This window comes from Halopseudomonas salina (assembly GCF_014637955.1).
GTDB classification, from domain to species: Bacteria; Pseudomonadota; Gammaproteobacteria; order Pseudomonadales; family Pseudomonadaceae; genus Halopseudomonas; species Halopseudomonas salina.
Genome location: NZ_BMFF01000012.1, coordinates 1 through 5,961, shown reverse-complemented (window position 1 = coordinate 5,961; position 5,961 = coordinate 1). Strand labels below are relative to the sequence as shown.

The following is a 5,961-nucleotide window of genomic DNA, read 5'->3' as shown; positions in this document are numbered from 1 at the left end:
GTTTCAGTTCAGATACATTTTTGTACATTCCATAGCCAATATGGCTTCTACTGTCGATGTATTTCATAGAGTGCTAACGCCCGAACTCACGGGCCAGTTTGTAGCCGCGGAGCGGCGGAGAAGTGGTCCCGTGCAGTGACTGGTTATGTGTCTGTTTCACCGAGGCCTACGAGTCAATGCCGATTAAGGCATCGATGCCTTCATCCCTGATGGTGGCCTGTACTTCCTCCAAGGCTGCGCGGTCTGTATCGAATTCGTCGTCCCATACCGTGGAAGTTCCAAACTCATCTATTACTTCTAAGAGCCAGCCACCTTTGTCGCCACGGTAAATTTCCACTTCCACGGTTTTGCCGTCAGCGGTCAGATTCTGGCATAGGGAGCTCATCTCGAGTTCAAAATCATTTTCCATTACCGATCTCCGAGCTGGAATTCATGTACACATAACGCGGAGCTTTGCGGCAATTTTGTAGCCGCGAAGCGGTGGAGAAATTGTCCGACAACAGCGAATTGTTAGCGATTTTCAAGTCCTGCAGAAGCCCGATCTTCACGAATCTCCTGATGATTTTTATGGATCATCTCCTTCAATTCGAGGAGGCCTGCGCGTACTTCACGATGCGCTGACGGGAATTTGTCTTTAGGCGTAAAATCATTTGGCGTTTGGTCATCCCAGCTCAATACATTCTCGATGACCTGCTCCCACTCTGACGGATTCCCCCCAATATACTCGTTCACTTCCTGGCCAAGGGTGGAGTTCAAGGAAGAAAAAAGCGCGAGATCTTGGTCTGGTGGCAGATTGGGCCGCGCCATTAAGTGAACTCTGTAGCGAAGCTGGCCGGCATAGAACCAAAACGCAGCTTCATCCATATCTCCTGAACGTAGAAGTCGTCCGGAGTGCAGGTACATCTCAAGAGGATGCGCTTGCGCAGCCTGTGCCGGCTTGAAGTTCGGAGAGGTGTCTAGGGTGGTAGTAGGCGTAGTGGCGCAGCCACTTAGCAGGGTCAAAAGAGCCGAAATAACTATAATAATACGGAGCATGACTTACCTCTAGCTAACGTAGAGCTTTGCGGCAATTTTGTAGCCGCGAAGCGGTGGAGAAATTGTCCGACAAAAGCGAATGGTTAGGTATTTCTCGATTCGTCCTCTGACTCGACTACATGTTTTATCAAGGGCAGCCAATAACGCTGCATTGGCGGCCCGCGCCAAGAAATTATCGTTAAGATGATGCAGTTCAGGCCAACAACGCCAAAAATTACTAGGCCAAAATACATTTTCAATTCCGTACGAAGAAGATCCGCCCTCATATCGATCATACTGCCAAGTAGAGAGACAAGTTTCGAGTCTTCTAAACCCAGGGATGCGTATGAATTCTGGTCGGCCAACCACTCAATTTGTATGAAGGTATATATCGAGAGAGCGATTGAAAGTATTCCCACTAGTAATGCAAACCAACGCATTATCGCCCAATGGTGGTGCCAGCGCTGCATCTTCTCTGCAGCTTCACGAAGCTGTATGAGTTCCTTTTCGGTAATGCCCATGCTCATCTTGGATACCTAACGCCCGGCTCACGCGCCGGTTTGTAGCCGCGGAGCGGCGGAGAACCGGTCGCTGTGCAGCCGATTGTTAGCGATCTCAAAGCCAGAACTGCCACCATTTCCTGCTTGCTCTAGCCTGTTCTTTCAATCTCCGCTCATGCGCCACCCAGCCCCCTCTAGGTGGCTTCGGCGGTGACGGCGGCAGCGGTGGGGAGGAATTAAGAATCTCAAGCTCTAAAGAATCGGATGCACCATCGAAGCCGAACATGGGCAACCTAAAGTTCAAAAACTCGAAACACTCGTCTTCAGCAATTTTGTGCAATCGACTTGAGGACTTTTTATCCAAATTAGTGCCCATCTCACGGGACCAATTTGCCTCAATCTTTCCTGCGCGGAAGCGCAGCTTCTTCAATTGACCATCTACTGAAACACAAGCGAGGTCGGTGCCTTCATCGTCAGAAATTACACTCAGAACCTCCGTGGACAGCAGTTGGCTCAGCTGTAGGTTTAGATTGATAAAAGCACGTTTAAAACCATTGGCACGGTTCTTTTTCCTCAATTCGTCGTAAAGCTCGTTGAGAGCACCAAGGGGGGCAGGAAATTGCAACGGTATATCCTTCACCGCAGGTACAGAACTGAAAGGATATTCCCAGTCTTTTCTGAAGTCGAAGACATCAACGAGTTTCTCCGGAAATTGCTCAGTCCCGAAGACCTTCCAAGGAAGAGACTGTGGCAGCTCTTCCAACTTTGAGGAGTCTGCGCATTCTTTGGCAACCGAGAAGGCTAAAAGGTATCCCATAGTTCCTATTCGCTAACGTAGAGCTTTGCGGCGATTTTGTAGCCGCGAAGCGGTGGAGAAATTGTCCGGCAACAGCGACTGGTTATATGTGTATTTAGGCATAAAAATTCCAAGGTCCAAATATTAGCGTGGCAATTCCAAGGCCCAGGCCGAAACAGACACCCCACTGCAACGAGTAAGCCCGTTGATACTTCCTTACTGCAGGTATAACTCCTCCCATAGCGAGTAGCGCCCAGAAGATAACCAATGCGGCAAGCCATTCGAATAGCAACAGGGCTACAACGAAAGCAAGGAATGTCCCGATCCAAAAATGCTTAACTGTAGACTTGTTAACTACGTCCATTGTGCTCACATATAACGCCCGGCACACGTGACGATTTGTAGCCGCGAAGCGGCGTAGAAGCGGTCACTGTGGTGCCGATTGTTAGGTGCTTTATTTTCCAAGCAGTCACCGCCGAGTGTTGATGTTGATCTCACTCCATTACCGCGCGACACCCGGCATTCTTGCATTCAAGGCTTCCACCCCGGAGGGGGCTGGTGCGGGCGATATCGCGGATCAGGATACTGCACGCCCCGCGCTTTAAGCATATCTATAACTTGAAGCTTATGTTTCATTCCGTTCGATTCGGGCGGTATTTTAATTATTTGAACATCCAAGGCCAAGTTCTGAAGATTTTCATTCAATCCCTTCTGCAAAAAATAAACAACTAGGTCGAACTTGCCCATGCCGACGGCTACATTCGCGGGTGTATCCCCATTGCTGCCCTGTACGTTCACGTTTGCGTGATATTTTTCAACCAGCAGCCGGACACACTCCGCACAAAACCTCATAACAGCTTGGTGCAACAGACTGTCTCCGTTAGGCCCGATCAGGTTCGGGTCCCCTTTGTAGCGAAGCAGCACATCTAAAAGATCAACTCTGTTGGCGTCGACAGCTAAATACAGTGCAGAGACGCGCAGCTTTTCGTCACGGTAATTCGGATCTGCTCCCAGCTTCAGCAACTTCTCCGCGCCCCTGGTGTTTCTCAAATAAACCTGCCAGATCAACGGAGTAACCCCATCAGCACCGATCGTATTGACGTCAACTCCAGCCTGGACTTTTTCATCCATCTTCTCAAAATTATTTTGAGTAGCTGCTACCACCAGCTCAGCAACTAGTGGCTCGCTAAAAGCTTGTTGAGGAGTCATACCACCAACCTTCTGCCCGGCGGCACAACTGCTCACCCCTGATAACATGGCCATGAGAAGGATCACCCTACAAAATTTCAGCATTGCATAATCCTTTGACGCATGACTGTACCGCGCGGAATTACAGCTCATCTGAACTGACCCCAATTTCTTGCGGACACCTAACGCCGCAAGCACGCGCGGCTTTGTAGTGGAGGCGAAGCCGCAACGAAAAAGCCGTCGCCGTGCCTTGCTTGGTTATGCCCTTTCTGGCTGTGCATTAGTAGTACCCCAGCCGACGCAGGACACCTGCTGCCTCTAAAGCTGGCTGAAGTACGGCCTCGAGCTCAACGAACCAGCTGGGCTCACACCATGTGCCGTCTTCCTGTTGTTCCAATATTTGAGACTCCCAATCACGGTGCCGATCAACCACATCTGGAACCTCTCGTGAAAGCGTTGAAAGTTCTTCTTGAGTGAATCCATTAGTTAGCAGGAAGTCGGCTTCTGCTTTTGCACCTTCGTATTGCTGCAAATTACCTGGAGCATATTTCTCAGCAATTGGGATAAGCCTACTCAAAGCCAAGCACAGCTCATTCAGTTGCTCAGTACGATCATTTTTTGTGTATGTGTACATACGGTGTCTCAACCCAAGGCATAACGTAGAGCTTTGCGGCGATTTTGTAGCCGCGAAGCGGTGGAGAAATTGTCCGGCAACAGCGACTGGTTATATGTGTATTTAGGCATAAAAATTCCAAGGTCCAAATATTAGCGTGGCAATTCCAAGGCCCAGGCCGAAACAGACACCCCACTGCAACGAGTAAGCCCGTTGATACTTCCTTACTGCAGGTATAACTCCTCCCATAGCGAGTAGCGCCCAGAAGATAACCAATGCGGCAAGCCATTCGAATAGCAACAGGGCTACAACGAAAGCAAGGAATGTCCCGATCCAAAAATGCTTAACTGTAGACTTGTTAACTACGTCCATTGTGCTCACATATAACGTGTGAACTCATGGGCCGGTTTGTAGCCGCGGAGCGGCGGAGAAGCGGTCCCATGCAGTGATTGGTTATGTGTTTTAGGTGGCATAAAAATGAAAACCAAAGCTAATAACTAAGCAAAAAATGGTTGAAACCAAAATCAGCCCTACAGCTTTTACAGGGACTTCTGCTACTGGGTGCCTATATTTCTGCAGCCGGCCAAACACAGTCGTATGAGTTCGTAATCCGTACGGTGCGAACACCATGAAATAGCCTATAGAACCTACAGCGATCGAAAATCCAAGCCATGCAAAGGCATTTGAGACGGTAACTTCGTTTATGGCATATATAATGGCCACGAAAATCGTCGAAATTAATAGTAGTGCGTAGATGGCGCTTTTCATCTGCTTTTACACATAACGTTTGACGTGAGGGGCGGCCGGAGCCGCAGGCGGAGGGAACCCAAAACGCAGCTTTGGGACGTCCCTCTCGACGGAATTGTTAGACAGCGCTGCGCTCATAAATCTCACGATCCAACACCCTATCTGCAGATAAGCCTTCGATGGCTCTGTTTTCGCTCGGCAGTGACTGAATAAATTTCACTACATCGGAAGGTGGTGTCATGTAATTCAAACTGATTGAACCATCGTTGTTCTGTGTTCCGTGCTTAAGCAAGACTGGTAGTGCCTTATCCCATTCGACGAATGTTGTATCTTCTTTCTTGCGGAAGAACTTTGTAGGTGCTAGTTCTTTGCGGGGAACGCAAAGGTAATCGACGCGTGTGACGACCACGGAAATGCCATCGGGCCATACAGCAGCTGTTACGGGTGATCCACTCAAGTTCAAAAACATGATGCGGGGAACGAATTTTGACTCCCCAACACGTGCCTGCACTTGAGAGCGCGACCAGTTCCACCTCCATGCGTTCTGAAGTTGTTCAGCGGGAAGGTGAGAAACACCGCTTCGGTTGTTTTCATCTTTCAGGAAGGATGCGTATCCGAATTCGTTTCCGAAATTCCATCCAGACAAGAGCTTTTCTGCCTTGTATTCACCTTCGCCCATGCCTTTCATTTGCGGGTCAGAGACGAGAAAATCGAAGTGTTTGACGAACGCAGTTACCTCGGGTTCTGCTTCAAAGATGAAGTAACTTGGCCGTAGGTAGTTAATATTTAGCGCGACAGGAAAATGCTCAAGTGGCTCATCGTCATCGTAATCTTCTTCGCTCCGCTGCTCTGTTTGAAGCTCAAATACGAAATAGACCCCAGTATCCTCATTGCCGTACCACGCCTGGGCACCCTCACATTTGTAGTTTGGCCGATCACGGAAGTAGGAGTGAAAGAGTTCATCACTGAAGGAATCGTTTCGAGGTTTGAAGTATAGGTCGTAACTCATATAGGTAATCTCTAACGCAGAGCTTTGCGGCAATTTTGTAGCCGCGAAGCGGTGAAGAAATTGTCCGACAAGAGCGACTTGTTAAGCCTCTCGC

The 5,961-nt window shown here is 49.1% G+C and carries 7 protein-coding genes; all 7 read right to left on the bottom strand.

Annotation, left to right across the window (positions count from 1 at the left end):
- Positions 1-166 precede the first annotated feature (166 nt).
- Positions 167-409 carry a hypothetical protein gene (locus IEV54_RS17175; RefSeq protein WP_150279451.1) on the bottom strand — a complete coding sequence of 81 codons (243 nt, stop codon included), beginning with the start codon at positions 407-409 and terminating at the stop codon, positions 167-169.
- Positions 410-510: 101 nt separating this feature from the next.
- Complete coding sequence (locus IEV54_RS17170; RefSeq protein ID WP_150279450.1) at positions 511-1,035, bottom strand: hypothetical protein; 525 nt, start codon at positions 1,033-1,035, stop codon at positions 511-513.
- An 83-nt stretch (positions 1,036-1,118) separates the two neighbouring features.
- The gene (locus IEV54_RS17165; RefSeq protein ID WP_150279449.1) at positions 1,119-1,541 is read right to left on the bottom strand and encodes a hypothetical protein; all 423 of its coding nucleotides are present in this window, start codon (positions 1,539-1,541) and stop codon (positions 1,119-1,121) included.
- 88 nt (positions 1,542-1,629) lie between these two features.
- The gene (locus IEV54_RS17160; protein WP_150279448.1) at positions 1,630-2,331 is read right to left on the bottom strand and encodes a hypothetical protein; all 702 of its coding nucleotides are present in this window, start codon (positions 2,329-2,331) and stop codon (positions 1,630-1,632) included.
- Between the two features lie 510 nt (positions 2,332-2,841).
- Positions 2,842-3,603, bottom strand: a complete 762-nt coding sequence (locus IEV54_RS17155) for an ankyrin repeat domain-containing protein (protein WP_188434493.1) — start codon at positions 3,601-3,603, stop codon at positions 2,842-2,844.
- Positions 3,604-3,778: 175 nt separating this feature from the next.
- On the bottom strand, positions 3,779-4,132 hold the full coding sequence (locus IEV54_RS17150; protein ID WP_150279455.1) for a hypothetical protein: 354 nt from the start codon (positions 4,130-4,132) through the stop codon (positions 3,779-3,781).
- An 844-nt stretch (positions 4,133-4,976) separates the two neighbouring features.
- Positions 4,977-5,867, bottom strand: coding sequence for a hypothetical protein (locus tag IEV54_RS17145; RefSeq protein WP_150279457.1), 891 nt, complete (start codon positions 5,865-5,867; stop codon positions 4,977-4,979).
- Positions 5,868-5,961: the final 94 nt, after the last annotated feature.